This is a genomic window from Burkholderia sp. IMCC1007 (genome assembly GCF_027257875.1).
Classification (GTDB): Bacteria; Pseudomonadota; Gammaproteobacteria; order Burkholderiales; family Burkholderiaceae; genus Burkholderia.
Genome location: NZ_JAPVQY010000034.1, coordinates 42847 through 59010 on the forward strand (window position 1 = coordinate 42847; position 16164 = coordinate 59010).

Genomic DNA, 16164 nt, shown 5'->3' on the forward strand with positions numbered 1-16164 from the left:
TCAGGGTTTTATGTCCGATTCTCCTTCCCAATCGCCCGTTTCGCCGCTTTCGTCGTATCAGATCAACGACAGCGTCGGCTATTTGATGTCGCGCGTAAAGTCGGTCATGACCAACCTCGTCACGCAGCGTACGCAGGAAGAGCTCGGCATCACCGGCACGCAGGCGAGCATGTTGTTCATGATCGCGGTCGGCAAATGCTCGACGGCCGCAGAGCTCGCGCGGGAATACGGGATCGACGCGAGCGCGGTCACTCGCCTGCTCGACCGCGTCGAGAAGCGCGGCCTGCTGTGCCGCGTGCGCAGCATCGAGGACCGGCGGGTCGTGCGGCTCGAACTGACCGACGAAGGCCGCGCGCTCGCCGAGCGGCTGCCGCCGGTGTTCCGTAGCGTGCTGGACGAATTGCTGGGCGGATTCACGCCGGAGGAAGTCGGGTTCCTGAAGAGCATGCTGCGCCGCATTCTCAGCAACTATTGCGAGACGGCGGGCGGCAGCGTCACGTAATAGTTGCCATAACAATTACTTTTGACAGATCAATGTAAGGAAATCCTTGCAGTGTCCATCATTCATTCCGAGTCAGAAATCAGCGCGATGAAATCCTCCCCGTTGTCCGTGCGCGCCGGGTCGTGCCGCGCCGCCGTCGCCGCCGCGGTCGCCGCGCTGGCGCTGGCGGGCTGCGCGAACTACATCGGCATCAAGAGCGACAAGCAGATCGCGCCCGCGTCGCAATTCGAAACCGCCCAAAGCCTGCCGGCCCAGGGCGGGCAATGGCCGGCGCTCGACTGGGCCAACCAGTTCGGCGATCCGCAGCTGCCGAAGCTGATCGACGAGGCGCTCCAGGGCAACCCGTCGATCGCGCAGGCGCAGGCGCGTATCGCGAAAGCGTCGTCGTACATCGAGACGTCGCGCTCCAACCTGATGCCGAAGGCCGAGGCCAGCTACTCGTGGACGCGCGAGCTGTATTCGTCGAATGCGCTGTTCCCGCCGCCGTACGGCGGACAGTGGTACAGCGAGAACAATGCGCTCGCGAGTGCGTCGTGGGATCTCGACCTGTGGGGCAAGAACCGCGAACGCCTGCACACGGCCGTGTCGCAGGAAAAGGCCGCCGAAGCCGACATGCAGCAGGCGCGCATCACGCTTGCGTCGTCGGTCGCCCGCACCTACAACTCGCTCGCGCAACTCTATGCGCTGCGCGACATCGCCCAACGCGAAATCAGCAACCGCCAGACGGTCGGCAAGATCACCGACGGGCGCGTGTCGGCCGGCCTCGACACCAACGTGGAGCGCCAGACCGCACGCGGCAATATCGCGACGACCCAGGCGTCGCTGTCCGACCTCGACGGCCAGATCACGACGGTGCGCTACCAGCTCGCCGCCCTGCTCGGCAAGGGTCCGGACCGCGGGCTGCAGATCGCCGCGCCGGTGATGAACCCGACCGCCGAGGTGGCGCTGCCCGGCAACCTGCCGGCCGACCTCGTGTCGCGCCGCCCCGACATCGTCGCCGCGCGCTGGCAGGTCGAGGCCGCGATGCACGACGTGAAGGAAGCCAAGGCGGAATTCTTCCCGGACGTGAACCTCGCGGCCGGCTTCGGCTTCGACGCATTCGGCTGGGGCAAATTCCTGAACTTCGCGAGCCGCCAGGCGCAGTTCGGCCCGGCCATCCACCTGCCGATCTTCGATGCCGGCGCGTTGCGCGCGCAGCTCAAGGGCCGCTACGCGGACTTCGACCTGTCGGTCGCGAACTATAACCAGACGCTGATCAACGCGCTGAACGACGTCGCGACGCAGGTCGCGTCGATCCGCGCGGTCGATCGCCAGATGGACGATGCGCAGCGTGCACTCGACGCGTCGACGCGTGCGTACGACCTCGCCGTGATCCGCTACAAGGCCGGCCTGTCGCCGCAGCTCCAGGTGCTGACCGCGGACAGCAACCGTCTCGCGTCGGAACAGACCGTGACCAACCTGAAGATGCGCCGGCGCGACATGCAGCTCGCGCTGATCAAGGCGCTCGGCGGCGGGTTCGACGCGACCGGCACGCGGCTCGCCGCGCCTGACGCGCCTGACGCGCCCGACACCGGCAAGCAGACCAAACAGGCCGCCAACTGATCCGGCGCCAACACTACGCAGACACTCGAAATAACGGACGGAGAAAATCGCCATGAGCGACCCTCAACAAAACGCCGCGAGCGCACAGCCGCAGAACAACGGGAAGCGCAAACGGATGATGACGCTGCTGATCGCGGTCATCGTGATCGCGGCCATCGCGTACGGTCTGTACTACTTCCTCGTCGCGCGCTTCCATGAAGAGACGGACGACGCATACGTGAACGGCAACGTCGTGCAGATCACGCCGCAGGTCACGGGTACCGTGATCGCCGTGAAGGCCGACGATACGCAGACGGTCAAGGCCGGCGATCCGCTCGTCGTGCTCGACCCGGCCGACTCGCAAGTCGCGCTGCAGCAGGCCGAAGCGAACCTCGCGCAGACAGTGCGCCAGGTGCGCGGCCTGTTCGTCAACGACGACCAGTACCGTGCGCAAGTCGCGCTGCGCCAGTCCGACCTGTCGAAGGCGCAGGACGACCTGCGCCGCCGCGTCGCCGTCGCGCAAACGGGCGCCGTGTCGCAGGAAGAGATCTCCCACGCACGCGACGCCGTGCGCGCCGCACAGGCGTCGGTCGACGCGGCACAGCAACAGCTCGCATCGAACCGCGCGCTGACCGCGAACACGACGATCGCATCGCACCCGAACGTGATGGCGGCCGCGGCGAAGGTGCGCGACGCGTACCTCGCGAACGCACGTAACGTGCTGCCCGCGCCGGTCACCGGCTATGTCGCGAAGCGCTCGGTGCAAGTCGGCCAGCGCGTGTCGCCGGGCAACCCGCTGATGTCGGTCGTCCCGCTGAACGCGGTGTGGGTCGATGCGAACTTCAAGGAAGTGCAGCTCAATCACATGCGCATCGGCCAGCCGGTCGAACTGACGGCCGACATCTACGGCTCGTCGATCGTGTACCACGGCAAGGTCGTCGGCTTCTCGGCCGGTACGGGCTCGGCGTTCTCGCTGCTGCCGGCGCAGAACGCGACGGGCAACTGGATCAAGGTCGTGCAGCGCCTGCCGGTGCGCATCGAAATCGATCCGAAGGATCTCGAGAAGCACCCGCTGCGCATCGGCCTGTCGATGCAGGTCGACGTCAACATCAAGGACGAGCACGGCGAGCAGCTCGCAAACGCGCGGAACACGGTCTACGAGACCGACGTGTTCGCAAAGTACGGCGACGAAGCCGACGCCGAAATCGCCCGCATCATCGCGGCGAACGCCGGCGGCAACGCAGCGGCGGCACCGGCCGCGGCGAAGCCGAACGGCACCGCCAAGATGATGTAACGGCTCGATTCCGGAAAACTACCGACATGGCACAGGCTCCTGTCTCCCACCCGCCCCTGCAGGGCGGGCAACTCGTGCTCGGGACGATCGCGGTATCGCTCGCGGTGTTCATGAACGTGCTCGACACGTCCATCGCGAACGTCGCGATCCCGACCATCTCGGGCGACCTCGGCGTGTCTTCCGACCAGGGTACGTGGGTCATCACGTCGTTCGCGGTCGCGAACGCGATCTCGGTGCCGCTGACGGGCTGGCTGACCGACCGCTTCGGGCAGGTTCGCCTGTTCCTCGCGTCGATCATCCTGTTCGTCATCTCGTCGTGGATGTGCGGGCTCGCGCCGACCTTGCCGTTCCTGCTCGCGTCGCGCGTGCTCCAGGGCGCGGTCGCCGGGCCGATGATTCCGCTGTCGCAATCGCTGCTGCTGTCGAGCTACCCCCGCGCGAAAGCGCCGATGGCGCTCGCGCTGTGGTCGATGACGACGCTGATCGCACCGGTCGCCGGGCCGATCCTCGGCGGCTGGATCTCCGACAACTATTCGTGGCCGTGGATCTTCTACGTGAACATCCCCGTCGGCATCGCCGCCGCGCTTGCCACGTGGTCGATCTACCGCACGCGCGAATCGACGGTGCGCCGCGCGCCGATCGACGGTGTCGGGCTCGGGCTGCTCGTGCTGTGGGTCGGCTCGCTGCAGATCATGCTCGACAAGGGCAAGGATCTCGACTGGTTCGCGTCCACCACGATCGTCGTGCTCGCGCTGATCGCGATCATCTCGTTCGCGTTCTTCGTGATCTGGGAGCTGACCGCGGAACATCCGGTCGTCGACCTGTCGCTGTTCCGGATGCGCAACTTCACGGGCGGCACGATCGCGCTCGCGGTCGGCTACGGGCTCTACTTCGGCAACCTCGTGCTGCTGCCGCTGTGGCTGCAGACCCAGATCGGCTATACGGCGACCGATGCGGGCCTCGTGATGGCGCCCGTCGGGCTGTTCGCAATCCTGCTGTCGCCGCTGACCGGCAAGTTCCTGCCGCGCACCGACCCGCGCTACATCGCGACCGCCGCGTTCCTCACGTTCGCGCTGTGCTTCTGGATGCGTTCGCGCTACACGACCGGCGTCGACGAATGGTCGCTCACGCTGCCGACGCTCGTGCAAGGCATCGCGATGGCCGGCTTCTTCATCCCGCTCGTGTCGATCACGCTGTCCGGCCTGCCCGGCCACCGCATTCCCGCGGCGTCCGGCCTGTCGAACTTCGTGCGGATCATGTGCGGCGGCATCGGCACGTCGATCTTCCAGACCGCGTGGGATCATCGGAACAACTTCCATCACGCGCAACTGGTCGAGCAGGCCAATCCGTATAACCCGACGTTCAACCAGGCCGTCACGCAGATGGGCAACCTCGGACTTACGCGGGACCAGGCACACGGCCTGATCAACAACATGGCCACGCAGCAGGCCGCCCAACTCGGCGTGAACGATCTGTTCTATATTTCCGCGGCGATCTTCGTGCTGCTGATCGGACTGATCTGGATCACGAAGCCCGAACGCGCGGGCGGCGGCGACGCGGGTGCGGCGGCGTCGGCTGCGCACTGAGCGCCGCGTTCAACGCAACGCACCAAGCAAAAAGCCCGGTCGAAATCGACCGGGCTTTTTTCGTTCCGACGGCGGCGCTTGCGCGCGCCGCATCACTCGGCCGTCACGACGAGACGTTCGGGCGCGAGCACGCCATTGGCCTTGCGCGCGACGCCAAGCAGGCGTTGGGCGTCGTACACGCGCACACGGTCGCCTTCCGCCGCGTCGATCGAATCAAGCGCCGACAGCGGCAGGCGCTGCCCGTGCAGGAAGCGCTTCGCGCTGGCTTCGTCGAGACGCACCAGCGGAAACGTCGACAGCAGTGCGTCGACCGGCTGGAGCCACGCATCGCGTGCCGCTTCGGCGGCGTCGGACAGCGTGTCGAGCGTCACCGCATGCTCGAGGGTCAGCGCGCCGACACCCGTGCGGCGCAGCATCGTCAGATGCGCACCGCAGCCGAGTGCTTCACCGATATCTTCCGCGAGCGTACGCACGTAGGTGCCCTTGCTGCAGGTCACGCGAAACGTCACGTCCGGCAGCTCGCAGGCGAGCAGATCGAGCGCATGGATCGTCACGTTGCGGCCTTCCCGTTCGACGGTCTGGCCCGCGCGTGCGTATTCATACAGCGGCTTGCCGTCGCGCTTGAGCGCCGAATACATCGGCGGCACTTGCACGATCGCACCGGTAAAGCGCGCAAGCGCGGCTTCGACCGCCGCGAGGTCGCATTCGACGGCACGCGTGTCGAGCACGTCGCCTTCCGCGTCGCCGGTAGTCGTGCGCACGCCGAGACGCATCGTCGCCTCGTAGGTCTTGTCGGCTTCGAGCAAGTCCTGCGAGAACTTCGTCGCCTCGCCGAAGCACAGCGGCAACAGGCCCGAGGCCAGCGGATCGAGCGTGCCGGTATGACCGGCCTTCTTCGCGAGAAGCAGGCGCTTCGCGCGAATCAATGCATCGTTGCTCGACAGACCGACCGGCTTGTCGAGCAGAAGGACGCCGTCCAGCGCGCGCCGCGGCACGCGTGGACGCTGGTTTGCTGCAGTCGTCATAGGGCGCGCGAACTCAGTCGTCCTTCGCGGGCGCGTCGGCTTCGTCGTCGTCCTTCGCGCGCGTCGAGTTGGCTTCCTTGATCAGGCGCGACATTTCCACCGCTTTCTCGATCGTCTGGTCGTAATGGAAATGCAGCGTCGGCACGGTATGAATGTGCAGGCGCTTGAACAGCAGGTTGTGCAGGTGACCCGACGCATGGTTCAGCGCCTCCTGCGTCTTTTCGGGATCGCCGGTGAGCGCCGTGAAATAGACCTTCGCGTGCGCGTAGTCCGGCGTGAGCTCGACGCTCTGGATGGTCACGATGCCGATACGCGGGTCTTTGACCTCGCGCATGATGAGTTCGGACAGATCGCGCTGAATCTGGTCGGCAATCTGAACGTTGCGATTGGGGGAAGTCCGTTTCCTGGACATGATCGATCCGTGATCCGTTTATCAGGATAAAGCGGCGCGCCGTTGGCACGCCACCATGAAAATGGGCGGGACAGGCCCAAGCCTGCCCCGCCCCATGAGCCGATACGCGACGCTTACAGCGTACGTGCGACTTCGGTCACTTCGAATACTTCGAACTGGTCGCCTTCGATGACGTCGTTGAAGTTCTTCACCGACATACCGCACTCGAAGCCTTGCTTGACTTCCTTCACGTCGTCCTTGAAGCGCTTCAGCGATTCGAGTTCGCCCGTGAAGATCACGACGTTGTTGCGCAGCACGCGAACCGACGACGAGCGCTTGACGATACCGTCGGTGACCATACAGCCGGCGACCGTACCGATCTTCGGCACCTTGAACACCTGGCGCACCTCGACCATACCGGTGATGACTTCGCGCTTCTCCGGCGCCAGCATGCCCGACATCGCCGCCTTCACCTCATCCACTGCGTCGTAGATGATGTTGTAGTAACGGATGTCGATACCGTTCGCCTCGGCCAGCTTGCGTGCCTGAGCATCCGCACGCGTGTTGAAGCCGATGATGACCGCCTTCGATGCCGTTGCAAGGTTGACGTCGTTTTCGCTGATGCCGCCGACCGCGCTGTGCACGATCTGCACGCGCACTTCGTCGGTCGACAGCTTGAGCAGCGACTGCACGAGTGCTTCCTGCGAACCCTGCACGTCTGCCTTGATGATGAGCGGCAGGTTCTGAACTTCGCCTTCGCCCATCTGCTCGAGCATGCTTTCCAGCTTCGCGGCCTGCTGCTTCGCCAGCTTGACGTCGCGGAACTTGCCCTGACGGAACAGCGCGATTTCGCGCGCCTTGCGCTCGTCCGGCAGCACGATCACTTCCTCGCCCGCACCCGGCACTTCCGACAGACCCTGGATTTCGACCGGGATCGACGGGCCGGCTTCCTTCGTCGGCTTGCCGTTCTCGTCGAGCATTGCACGCACGCGGCCATAAGCCGTGCCTGCCAGCACGATGTCGCCACGGTTCAGCGTACCGGACTGCACCAGGATCGTCGCGACCGGGCCCTTGCCCTTGTCGAGCTTCGCTTCGATCACGATGCCCTTGGCAGGCGCTTCGACCGGTGCCTTCAACTCCAGCACTTCGGCTTGCAGCAGCACGTTCTCGAGCAGGTCGTCGATACCGGCACCCGTCTTGGCCGATACCGGCACGAACGGCGAATCGCCACCGTATTCTTCCGGCACGACGCCTTCGGCGACCAGTTCCTGCTTGACGCGGTCCGGGTTCGCTTCCGGCTTGTCGATCTTGTTGATCGCCACGACGATCGGCACGCCACCGGCCTTCGCGTGAGCGATGGCTTCCTTCGTCTGCGGCATCACGCCGTCGTCGGCAGCCACCACCAGCACCACGATGTCGGTCGCCTTCGCGCCGCGTGCACGCATTGCCGTGAACGCCTCGTGACCCGGCGTATCGAGGAACGTGATGACGCCGCGCGGCGTGTCGACGTGGTAAGCACCGATATGCTGCGTAATGCCGCCCGCTTCACCCGCTGCAACCTTCGCGCGGCGAATGTGGTCGAGCAGCGAGGTCTTGCCGTGGTCGACGTGACCCATCACCGTGACGACCGGCGGACGCGGCAGTTGCTCCGCATCGGTCGTGGTCTCGCCTTCGACCAGCAGCGCTTCCGGATCGTCCAGCTTTGCCGCGACCGCACGGTGGCCCAGTTCCTCGACGACGATCATCGCCGTTTCCTGGTCCAGCACCTGGTTGATGGTGACCATCTGGCCCATCTTCATCATCACCTTGATGACTTCCGACGCCTTGATCGACATCTTGTGCGCGAGATCGGCAACCGAAACGGTTTCCGGCACGTGCACTTCACGCACGATCGGCTCGGTCGGCGCCTGGAACGACGATGCGCTGTCCTGGTGACGGCCGCGACCCTTCGGGCCGCCGCGCCAGCCGCGGTCGACACCGCCGCTCGAATCGCCACGCGTCTTGATGCCGCGGCGCTTCGCTGCGTCGTCCTGCCAGCCGCCCTTGCCGCCGCCCGGCTTCTTGTTGCGGTCGCCCGCACCTGCCGGCGCCGTCGTCGCCGGCGCTGCACCTGCCGGCTTCTTCACGGCCGGACGTGCTTGCGTGCCTGCGCCAGCCGGCTTGGCCGGCTTGTGCAGCGTGCCCTTCGCTTCGGCCGGCTTCGGCGGTTCCACCGGCTTCGGCGGTTCGACTGCCTTGACCACTGCCTTGCGCGGCGTGTTCATCATTTCGCGGATCGCGCGTGCTTCGGCTTCTGCCGCCGCGCGACGCTTGCTGATCTCTTCCTGCTCGGCGCGCGCCTTGTCCGCCGCCTCGCGGGCAGCGTCTTCGGCCTTCTTCGCCGCTTCGCGCTGTGCCGCACGTTCTGCGGCCGCGCGTGCTTCGTCCTGCGCGGACTGCGCACCTGCCGCTTCCTGCTTGGCCTCGGCGGCCTGCTGGGCAGCAGCCTGCTGAGCGGCGGCGGCTTCGGCCGCGGCACGCTTCGCCGCAGCTTCTTCCTCGGCGCGACGACGCTCGGCTTCCGCCGCTTCCTCGCGGGCGCGACGCTCGGCTTCTTCGCGCTCGAGGCGCTCCTGACGCTCGCGCAGTTCCTGCGCCTGCTTCTCGAGCAGCTCGGCCTCGCGGCGCGCCTCTTCCTCGCGACGCTTCAGTTCTGCGTCGTCGTCCGCTTCGGCGACCTGCGCCTGACCCTGTTCCGCACCGTCGCTCACTTCGTCGCGCTTGACGAACGTGCGCTTCTTGCGGACCTCGACCTGAATGGTGCGAGCCTTGCCCGTCGCGTCAGATTGCTTGATCTCCGACGTATGCTTGCGGGTCAGCGTGATCTTGCGCTTGTCGCCGTCGGTTGCGCCATGCGACTTGCGCAAATGATCGAGCAGACGCGCCTTGTCCGCTTCGGACAGCGCATCGTCTTCACTCGCTTTCTGGACGCCCGCTGCCTGCAGCTGCTCGAGCAGCACACCAGCAGGCATTTTCAGTTCCGCGGCAAATTGGGCTACGTTGTTACTCGCCATTCATTCCTCTTAGTGCAAGGACCGATTCCTTGCGGTTAGCATCGGGTCAGGCCATACGGCCGCCATCAAATCAGTGCGCCATGGTCATTTCTCACTGGAACCAATGTTCACGTGCTTTCATGATCAACGCCTTAGCGGCATCCTCTTCCATCCCGGTCATGTCGACCAGTTCATCCACAGCCAGCTCCGCGAGATCGTCCCGCGTCTGCATGCCATGTTCGGCCAGCTTCGCGAGCAACTCCGGCGTGACGCCGTCGAGGCCCTTCAAATCCAGCGCGGCATTTTCAACCTTTTCTTCGTTCGCGATCGCCATCGTCAGCAATGCGTCACGTGCGCGGTTGCGCAGCTCATGCACGGTGTCCTCGTCGAATGCCTCGATTTCGAGCATTTCGTTGAGCGGCACATAAGCGATTTCTTCGAGACTCGTGAAGCCTTCGTCGATCAGGATGTCGGCAACTTCTTCGTCGACGTCGAGACGCGCCATGAACAGCGCACGCAGGCGGTCGCGTTCCTCACCCTGCTTCAGGGCGGACTCGTCCGGCGTCATGATGTTGATCTGCCAGCCGGTCAGTTCGCCGGCAAGGCGAACGTTCTGACCGCTGCGGCCAATCGCGACAGCCAGCTCGTTCTCGTCGACGACGACGTCCATCGAGTGCTTTTCTTCATCGACGACGATCGACTGGACAGCTGCCGGCGCGAGCGCGCCGATCACGAACTGGGCGGGATCCTCGGACCATAGCACGATGTCGATGTTTTCGCCACCGAGCTCGTTGCGCACGGCCTGCACGCGCGAGCCGCGGATGCCGACGCAGGTGCCGATCGGATCGATCCGCTTGTCGTAGGCGATCACGCCGATCTTCGCGCGCACGCCCGGATCGCGAGCGGCTGCCTTGATCTCGAGCAGGCCCTGCTCGATTTCCGGCACTTCCATCTCGAACAGCTTCATCAGGAATTCGGGCGCCGTACGCGACAGTTCGATCTGCGGGCCGCGCGCGGTGCGGTCGACCTTCGCGATGTACGCACGCACGCGGTCGCCGACGCGCAGGTTTTCCTTCGGGATCAGCTGGTCGCGGCGCAGCAGCGCTTCGACACGGCCCGATTCGACGATGAAGTTGCCCTTGTCGAGGCGCTTCACCGTGCCCGTCATGATCTTCTCGCCGCGCTCGAGGTAGTCGTTCAGGATCTGCTCGCGCTCGGCGTCGCGCACCTTCTGCAGGATCACCTGCTTCGCGGCCTGCGCACCGATGCGGCCGAACTCGATCGACGGCACCGGCTCCTCGATGAATTCGCCGACTTCGACGTCGGGCTTCTGGTCACGTGCTTCGAACAGCAGGATCTCGCGATCCGGCTCCTGCAAGCCTGCCTCGTCGGGCACGACGAGCCAGCGACGGAAGGTTTCGTGCTCGCCGCTTTCGCGATCGATATGGACGCGGATTTCGGCGCCTTCGTCGAACAGCTTCTTGGAAGCGGACGCGAGCGCAGCCTCGAGGGCGCCCAGCACCACATCCTTGTCGACGTTTTTCTCGCGCGCCAGCGCATCCACCAGCATCAACACTTCGCGACTCATTATTTGCGGCTCCTAAAGTCAACTTGCGGAATCAGGCGGGCTTTATCGATATCGGCCAGCGTGAAATCCAGCATGGCTGCCTCGCCCTTCTCCCTCTCAAATTCCAAACCGATCGTTTCGCCATTCGGCGCGTGCAGAACGCCCCGGTACGTCTTGCGCCCGTCCAGCGGCTTTTTCAAGGTCACGGATGCTTCGCTGCCGGCGAAGCGCTCGAAATCGGCCAGCTTCTTCAACGGGCGGTCGAGCCCCGGGGACGAGACTTCGAGCCGTTCGTAATCGATGTTTTCGACCGTCAAGACGTGCTGGAGCTGACGCGTGACCTTTTCGCAATCTTCGAGCGAGATGCCGGCAGGCTGATCGATATAGATGCAAAGCATGCCGCGCCCGGTGCGCTCAAGATCCACCAGCTCGTAGCCGAGCCCGGTGACCGTGGTTTCTATCAGTTCCGTCAGTTGCACAGTGTCCTCTCAGGTGTTCGCGCCCGCCGCTCGCGATTCACCCGCGGGCGCGCGCCTTAGCCGGCGCAGGAAGCGCTACCCGAGATGCCTAACCGTTTCAGCAAAAAAAAATGGGCGGAACGCCCATCTTCTTACTGGTGGTCGCACCTGAGCCGCACATTGAATCCGTACGCCCAGCGACTCTGCGATTATAGCGATTTTTGGCGCAAACGCCAAGCCAGCCGGTAAATGCGGCGCCCTGCCCGCCTTTACCGACCGAAAATGCAAAACCGGACCGTCCGACGGAGCGGAACAATCCGGCTGCGCGACATAGATATAGTCAGCGACGTGCCGACGAAACCGAAACGACGTCGATTCCGTCGGCGCACCGCGGCTTCACGCCGCGGTACGCCAGAAGCGCTCAGCGACCGCGCGAGCGATTGCGCTGCGGACGCTGCTGACCGCCGCGTGCGCCGCCACCGCCGCCGTTACCGGCGCCTTCGGCGCGATTGCCGTTCGGATTGCGGTTGCCGCCCTTGCCGCCGCCGCGCTTGGCGCCAGCGCCTTCACGCTTCGGGCCGGCGCCATACGACGCGCGGTTGCCGTCGACATCGCGACCGCCGCCCGAGCGATTGCCGTAACCCGACGGCGAAACCGGCAGGCTGCCGTAGCCGCTCAGACCCGGCAGGCCCGGGCCACCGCGACGACCACCACCGCCGCGACGCGGCTGATCGAGCTGACCGTGCGCGGTCAGCACCGGCTCACGACTGATGAAGCCCATCGAGGTCTGCATCGGATCCGGCTGGCGGCGCTCGGCCTGGCCACCCGCACCGCGCTTGCCCTTTTCCTCGGTCGGCGCCTTCAGGCCGACGGTCGCCATCAGCTTGCGCACCTGCGCCTCGTCGAGCTCTTCCCAGCGGCCGCGCTTCAGGCCGCGCGGCAGCGGAATCGGGCCGTGACGCGTACGGATCAGGCGGCTCACCATCAGGCCGGCCGCCTCGAACATCCGGCGCACTTCGCGGTTGCGGCCTTCGGCCAGCGCGACGTGATACCAGTGATTCGTGCCCTCGCCGCCGCCATCGCGGATGCGCAGGAAGTTGGCCGGACCGTCATCGAGCTCGACGCCGTGCAGCAGCTTCTGCCGCATGCCTTCGGACAGCTCGCCGACGACGCGCACCGCATATTCGCGCTCGACGCTGTAGCGCGGATGCATGAAGCGGTTCGCGAGATCGCCCGAAGTCGTCAGCATCAGCAGACCTTCGGTATTGAAGTCGAGACGGCCGACCGCGAGCCATTTCGCCGTCTTCATCGGCGGCAGGCGGTCGAACACCGACGGACGGCCTTCCGGGTCCGCATGGCTGACGATCTCGCCGGTCGGCTTGTGGTACAGCAGCACGCGCGGCGGCTTGTTCGGCAGCTTGCGCTTGACCGGCTTGCCGTTGATCCGGACCTGGTCGGTCGGCATGATGCGCTGGCCGATATGCGCCGGCTCGCCGTTCACCGACACGCGGCCGGCGACGATCAGCTCTTCCATTTCGCGGCGCGAGCCCATGCCCGCTTCCGCGAGCACCTTGTGAAGCTTCGGCGCATCGTCGTCCGGCGATAGCACGCGCTTGTTCGCGGGCTGAGCGCGGCCGCGACGCAGCATCGGCGCACGTACGCCGCTGCCAGCCGCCGAATTGTCCGCGTCGAAGGCGGGCGACGTCACATAGGCGAACAGATCGTCCTGCGGCGCATCGCCGTCGGCCTTCGCTGCACCGCCTTCGGCTTTCGCCGCGCCGCCGCGCCGCCCCTGGCCGCCTAGCGCGCCCTGGGCACCCTTCGCCGCGCCTTCGCGCTTGCCGGCCGGCTTGCGCGCGCCGCGGGCCGCGCCTTCCTTGCGCGGTGCGCGGGCGGGCTGTTGTGGTTCAGCGGCTTCGACCGGCTGCGCTTCCGCGCCTTCGCCGCCTTGCGGCTCGCCATCGGCGCCCTTCGACTTGGCCGCCGCGCGGCGACGTGCGATCAGGCTGCGCGGGCCGCGTCGCAGACCGCGGCGGGGACGCTCGTCACCACCCGCGGCCGGAGCGTCCTGCTCCGGCGCATCGTCGGCACGCGCAGCCTGCACGGCAGGCGCGGACGATTCAATATCGTGGATATCTGTCAAAACAACCTCAAAATGTCAGGTCTCGCGCCCGGCGGGGGCGCGGCAAGAAGTCGGCCGCGATCAGGCGCGGCGCTGTTCGGGTTCTGCTTCGTCGTCCGGCAGCGCGTCGGCGCCGATGGGCGCGCTGGCACTGCGTACGGCATCGGCAAGGCTATCGGACGGATCGTCCAGCATCTCGCCGTCCGCGGGACGGGAGCGCGAGGCGTCGGCCTGACCAGCCTTGTCCGGCATGTCGCCGGCCGCATCTGCTCCATCTCCGGCAACCGCGTCGGCGGCCGGCTTGCGATCTTCCTCGTTCCATTCCGCGCGCAGCGGCTCGGGCCGCACGCCGGCCGGCGCTGCTTCGGCGCCGCCCTGTTCCGTTTGCCCGCGATCAACTTCCAGCGTATCGCGGTTCGGCATTTCCTGCGTCGCCGCGACGTCGGCCGCGGCGTCGTTCAACTGCTCATCGGCCGCTGCTTCGCCTGCTTCCGGCAGATCGTCGACAACCGGCACATCGCCGTCGAAGTCCATCGCCTGCTGCGCGAGCAGCGCGGCCTCGATGTTCGCGGCAGGCTCCTCGAGCGCGGGCAGGTCGTCGAGCGCCTTCAGGCCGAGATCATCGAGGAACTGCTTGGTCGTCGCGTACAGCGCCGGGCGCCCCGGCACGTCGCGATGTCCGATCACTTCGATCCAGCCGCGATCCTCGAGCTGCTTGACCACCTGCGTATTGACCGTGACGCCGCGAATCTCTTCGATGTCGCCGCGTGTGACGGGCTGCCGATAGGCAATGATCGCGAGCGTTTCGAGCACCGCGCGCGAATATTTCGGCGGTTTCTCGGGATGCAGGCGATCCAGATAATGGCGCATCGCCGGCTTGCTCTGGAAACGCCACCCGGTTGCCAGCGCCACCAGTTCGACGCCGCGGCCGGACCAATCCTGTTTCAGATCTTCGAGCAACGTGCGGACCGTGTCAGCCGACACGCCGTCGGCAAAGAGCTTGCGCAAATCGCCGAGCTTCAGCGGTTCCTGCGCGCAGATCAAAGCAGTCTCGAGGACGATCTTCGCCTCTTGGGTATTCATGCAGCTAGGCCAGACCCTGTGGTCAAACGAACCGGATCAACAAACAGACGAAAGGAACGGAAGACGCGCTCGCCCGATTCTGATCGGTCATATTGATGGGAGCACGAACCGGGGGCGGCGAACCAACTTCAAGCCAGGCCCAAACCGGACGGAAACAGCACGGCTCAACGGCGGAACCGCGTGACTGAGCGCCATATTACGCAAAATTGCCCGATGCGTAAAGACACGCCGAATGCGCCGCCGCCTGCACGCCGCGCCCGCTCCGTCCCCCTTCAGCGCCGGGCCGCGCCGCGTGCGAGAAAGCGGCGCAGGCGCTCGACGCCCGCATCGAGCCGCGCGGGATCGCACGCGTAGCACCAGCGCACGAAGCCCTCTCCCTCCGGGCCGAACGCGCGCCCGGGTGCCAGTCCGAGTCCGGCCTCACGCACCAGCGCCTTGCAGAACGCGAGGCTGTCGTCGGCGCCCGGCAAGCGCAGGAACAGATACATCGCGCCGGGCGGCGGCGGTACATCGACGCCGGGCAACGTCTGCAGTGCCGCGACCAGATGATCGCGCGCGTCCCGCAGCGCCGCGACGAACGACTGCACGAACGGCTCGCCATCACGCAGCGCGACCTCGCCCGCGGCCTGCACGAAAACCGGCGCACACGACGTGTTGTACTCGACCAGCTTCGACAGATCGCCCATGACCGACGCCGGCGCGACGAGCCACCCGAGCCGCCAGCCCGTCATCGCCCACGCCTTCGAAAACGAATTCACGACGACCAGCCGCTCGTCACGCGACGCGATATCGAGGAACGACGGCGCACCGCCCGGCCCGAACGCAAGCCGCTCATAGACTTCATCGGCGACGAGCCAGATTCCATGCCGGCGGCAATGCGCGAGCACGGCCTCCTGGTGGTCGCGCGACATGATCCAGCCGGTCGGATTATTCGGCGAATTGACGAGCAGCATCCGCGTGTCGGGCGTCAGCGCCGCGAGCAGGCGATCGACGTCGAGCTGCCAGCCCGCATCGCCATGGCCGAGCGGCACGCACTCGACATGCGCACCGAGGATCTTCGGGATTTCGACGAGGTTCGGCCAGAGCGGCGTGACGGCGACGACGCGGTCGCCCGAGCCGACCAGCATCTGCGCGGCGAGCATCAACGCGCTGACGCCCGAACTCGTCACGGCGATCGTGTCGGCCGACGTCGCGCCGTGACGCGCGCTCACGTACGCTGCGAGCGCGTCGCGCAGCGGCGCCGTACCGAGATTGTGCGTGTAGAAGGTCGCGCCGTCGCGCAATGCCGCGGAAGCGGCGTCACGAATGAACGCCGGTGTCACGCGATCCGATTCGCCGAACCAGAACGGCAGCACGTCGGGCACGCCGAAGCCTGCGTTCGCGACATCCCTGATCAGCGACGCACGCAGCGCCTGTACTGCGCTGCGTGCGACCGGCTCGCCCGTCGCCGGGCCGAAGTCCGCAGAATGCACCATCGAGCACCACCGCCGAGGAACACGATCCGCGTAGTGTACCGGCCCGCG

12 protein-coding genes are annotated in these 16164 nt (G+C 66.1%); 4 read left to right on the forward strand and 8 right to left on the reverse strand.

Going from position 1 to position 16164, the window contains the following annotated elements; all coding sequences use genetic code 11:
- The first annotated feature begins 10 nt into the window (after positions 1 to 10).
- From O1Q03_RS25305 to O1Q03_RS25320, 4 genes are all read left to right on the forward strand, one after another.
- Positions 11 to 502 carry a MarR family winged helix-turn-helix transcriptional regulator gene (locus O1Q03_RS25305; protein ID WP_269506759.1) on the forward strand — a complete coding sequence of 164 codons (492 nt, stop codon included), beginning with the start codon at positions 11 to 13 and terminating at the stop codon, positions 500 to 502.
- Positions 503 to 589: 87 nt separating this feature from the next.
- Positions 590 to 2104 (forward strand): efflux transporter outer membrane subunit, encoded by a 1515-nt coding sequence (locus O1Q03_RS25310; RefSeq protein WP_269506760.1) that lies wholly within the window; start codon positions 590 to 592, stop codon positions 2102 to 2104.
- Positions 2105 to 2156: 52 nt separating this feature from the next.
- Positions 2157 to 3377 (forward strand): HlyD family secretion protein, encoded by a 1221-nt coding sequence (locus O1Q03_RS25315; RefSeq protein WP_269506761.1) that lies wholly within the window; start codon positions 2157 to 2159, stop codon positions 3375 to 3377.
- 26 nt (positions 3378 to 3403) lie between these two features.
- On the forward strand, positions 3404 to 4963 hold the full coding sequence (locus tag O1Q03_RS25320) for a DHA2 family efflux MFS transporter permease subunit (RefSeq protein WP_269506762.1): 1560 nt from the start codon (positions 3404 to 3406) through the stop codon (positions 4961 to 4963).
- Positions 4964 to 5055: 92 nt separating this feature from the next.
- Here O1Q03_RS25320 and truB read toward each other — a convergent pair whose 3' ends face one another.
- From truB to O1Q03_RS25360, 8 genes are all read right to left on the reverse strand, one after another.
- The gene (gene truB, locus O1Q03_RS25325; RefSeq protein WP_269506763.1) at positions 5056 to 5988 is read right to left on the reverse strand and encodes a tRNA pseudouridine(55) synthase TruB; all 933 of its coding nucleotides are present in this window, start codon (positions 5986 to 5988) and stop codon (positions 5056 to 5058) included.
- 13 nt (positions 5989 to 6001) lie between these two features.
- On the reverse strand, positions 6002 to 6400 hold the full coding sequence (rbfA, locus tag O1Q03_RS25330; RefSeq protein WP_034190142.1) for a 30S ribosome-binding factor RbfA: 399 nt from the start codon (positions 6398 to 6400) through the stop codon (positions 6002 to 6004).
- 113 nt (positions 6401 to 6513) lie between these two features.
- A complete protein-coding gene (infB, locus tag O1Q03_RS25335) occupies positions 6514 to 9432 on the reverse strand; it encodes a translation initiation factor IF-2 (RefSeq protein WP_269506764.1) in 2919 nt (972 codons plus the stop codon).
- 91 nt (positions 9433 to 9523) lie between these two features.
- Positions 9524 to 10999, reverse strand: a complete 1476-nt coding sequence (nusA, locus tag O1Q03_RS25340; RefSeq protein ID WP_269506765.1) for a transcription termination factor NusA — start codon at positions 10997 to 10999, stop codon at positions 9524 to 9526.
- The gene (gene rimP / locus O1Q03_RS25345; RefSeq protein WP_269506766.1) at positions 10999 to 11457 is read right to left on the reverse strand and encodes a ribosome maturation factor RimP; all 459 of its coding nucleotides are present in this window, start codon (positions 11455 to 11457) and stop codon (positions 10999 to 11001) included. The genes nusA and rimP overlap by 1 nt, the downstream gene beginning before the upstream one ends.
- A gap of 400 nt (positions 11458 to 11857) precedes the next feature.
- Complete coding sequence (rluB, locus tag O1Q03_RS25350; RefSeq protein WP_269506767.1) at positions 11858 to 13579, reverse strand: 23S rRNA pseudouridine(2605) synthase RluB; 1722 nt, start codon at positions 13577 to 13579, stop codon at positions 11858 to 11860.
- Between the two features lie 60 nt (positions 13580 to 13639).
- Entirely contained in the window at positions 13640 to 14641 is a 1002-nt protein-coding gene (scpB, locus tag O1Q03_RS25355) for an SMC-Scp complex subunit ScpB (protein ID WP_269506768.1), read from the reverse strand.
- Between the two features lie 272 nt (positions 14642 to 14913).
- Positions 14914 to 16116 (reverse strand): pyridoxal phosphate-dependent aminotransferase, encoded by a 1203-nt coding sequence (locus O1Q03_RS25360; protein WP_269506769.1) that lies wholly within the window; start codon positions 16114 to 16116, stop codon positions 14914 to 14916.
- Positions 16117 to 16164: the final 48 nt, after the last annotated feature.

What these genes read in the sequence shown, in the direction of transcription:
- O1Q03_RS25305 (WP_269506759.1), top strand. Translation starts at nt 11, where the DNA reads ATGTCCGATTCTCCTTCCCAATCGCCCGTTTCGCCGCTTTCGTCGTAT.
- O1Q03_RS25310 (WP_269506760.1), top strand. Translation starts at nt 590, where the DNA reads ATGAAATCCTCCCCGTTGTCCGTGCGCGCCGGGTCGTGCCGCGCCGCC.
- O1Q03_RS25315 (WP_269506761.1), top strand. Translation starts at nt 2,157, where the DNA reads ATGAGCGACCCTCAACAAAACGCCGCGAGCGCACAGCCGCAGAACAAC.
- O1Q03_RS25320 (WP_269506762.1), top strand. Translation starts at nt 3,404, where the DNA reads ATGGCACAGGCTCCTGTCTCCCACCCGCCCCTGCAGGGCGGGCAACTC.
- truB (WP_269506763.1), bottom strand. Translation starts at nt 5,988, where the DNA reads ATGACGACTGCAGCAAACCAGCGTCCACGCGTGCCGCGGCGCGCGCTG.
- rbfA (WP_034190142.1), bottom strand. Translation starts at nt 6,400, where the DNA reads ATGTCCAGGAAACGGACTTCCCCCAATCGCAACGTTCAGATTGCCGAC.
- infB (WP_269506764.1), bottom strand. Translation starts at nt 9,432, where the DNA reads ATGGCGAGTAACAACGTAGCCCAATTTGCCGCGGAACTGAAAATGCCT.
- nusA (WP_269506765.1), bottom strand. Translation starts at nt 10,999, where the DNA reads ATGAGTCGCGAAGTGTTGATGCTGGTGGATGCGCTGGCGCGCGAGAAA.
- scpB (WP_269506768.1), bottom strand. Translation starts at nt 14,641, where the DNA reads ATGAATACCCAAGAGGCGAAGATCGTCCTCGAGACTGCTTTGATCTGC.
- O1Q03_RS25360 (WP_269506769.1), bottom strand. Translation starts at nt 16,116, where the DNA reads ATGGTGCATTCTGCGGACTTCGGCCCGGCGACGGGCGAGCCGGTCGCA.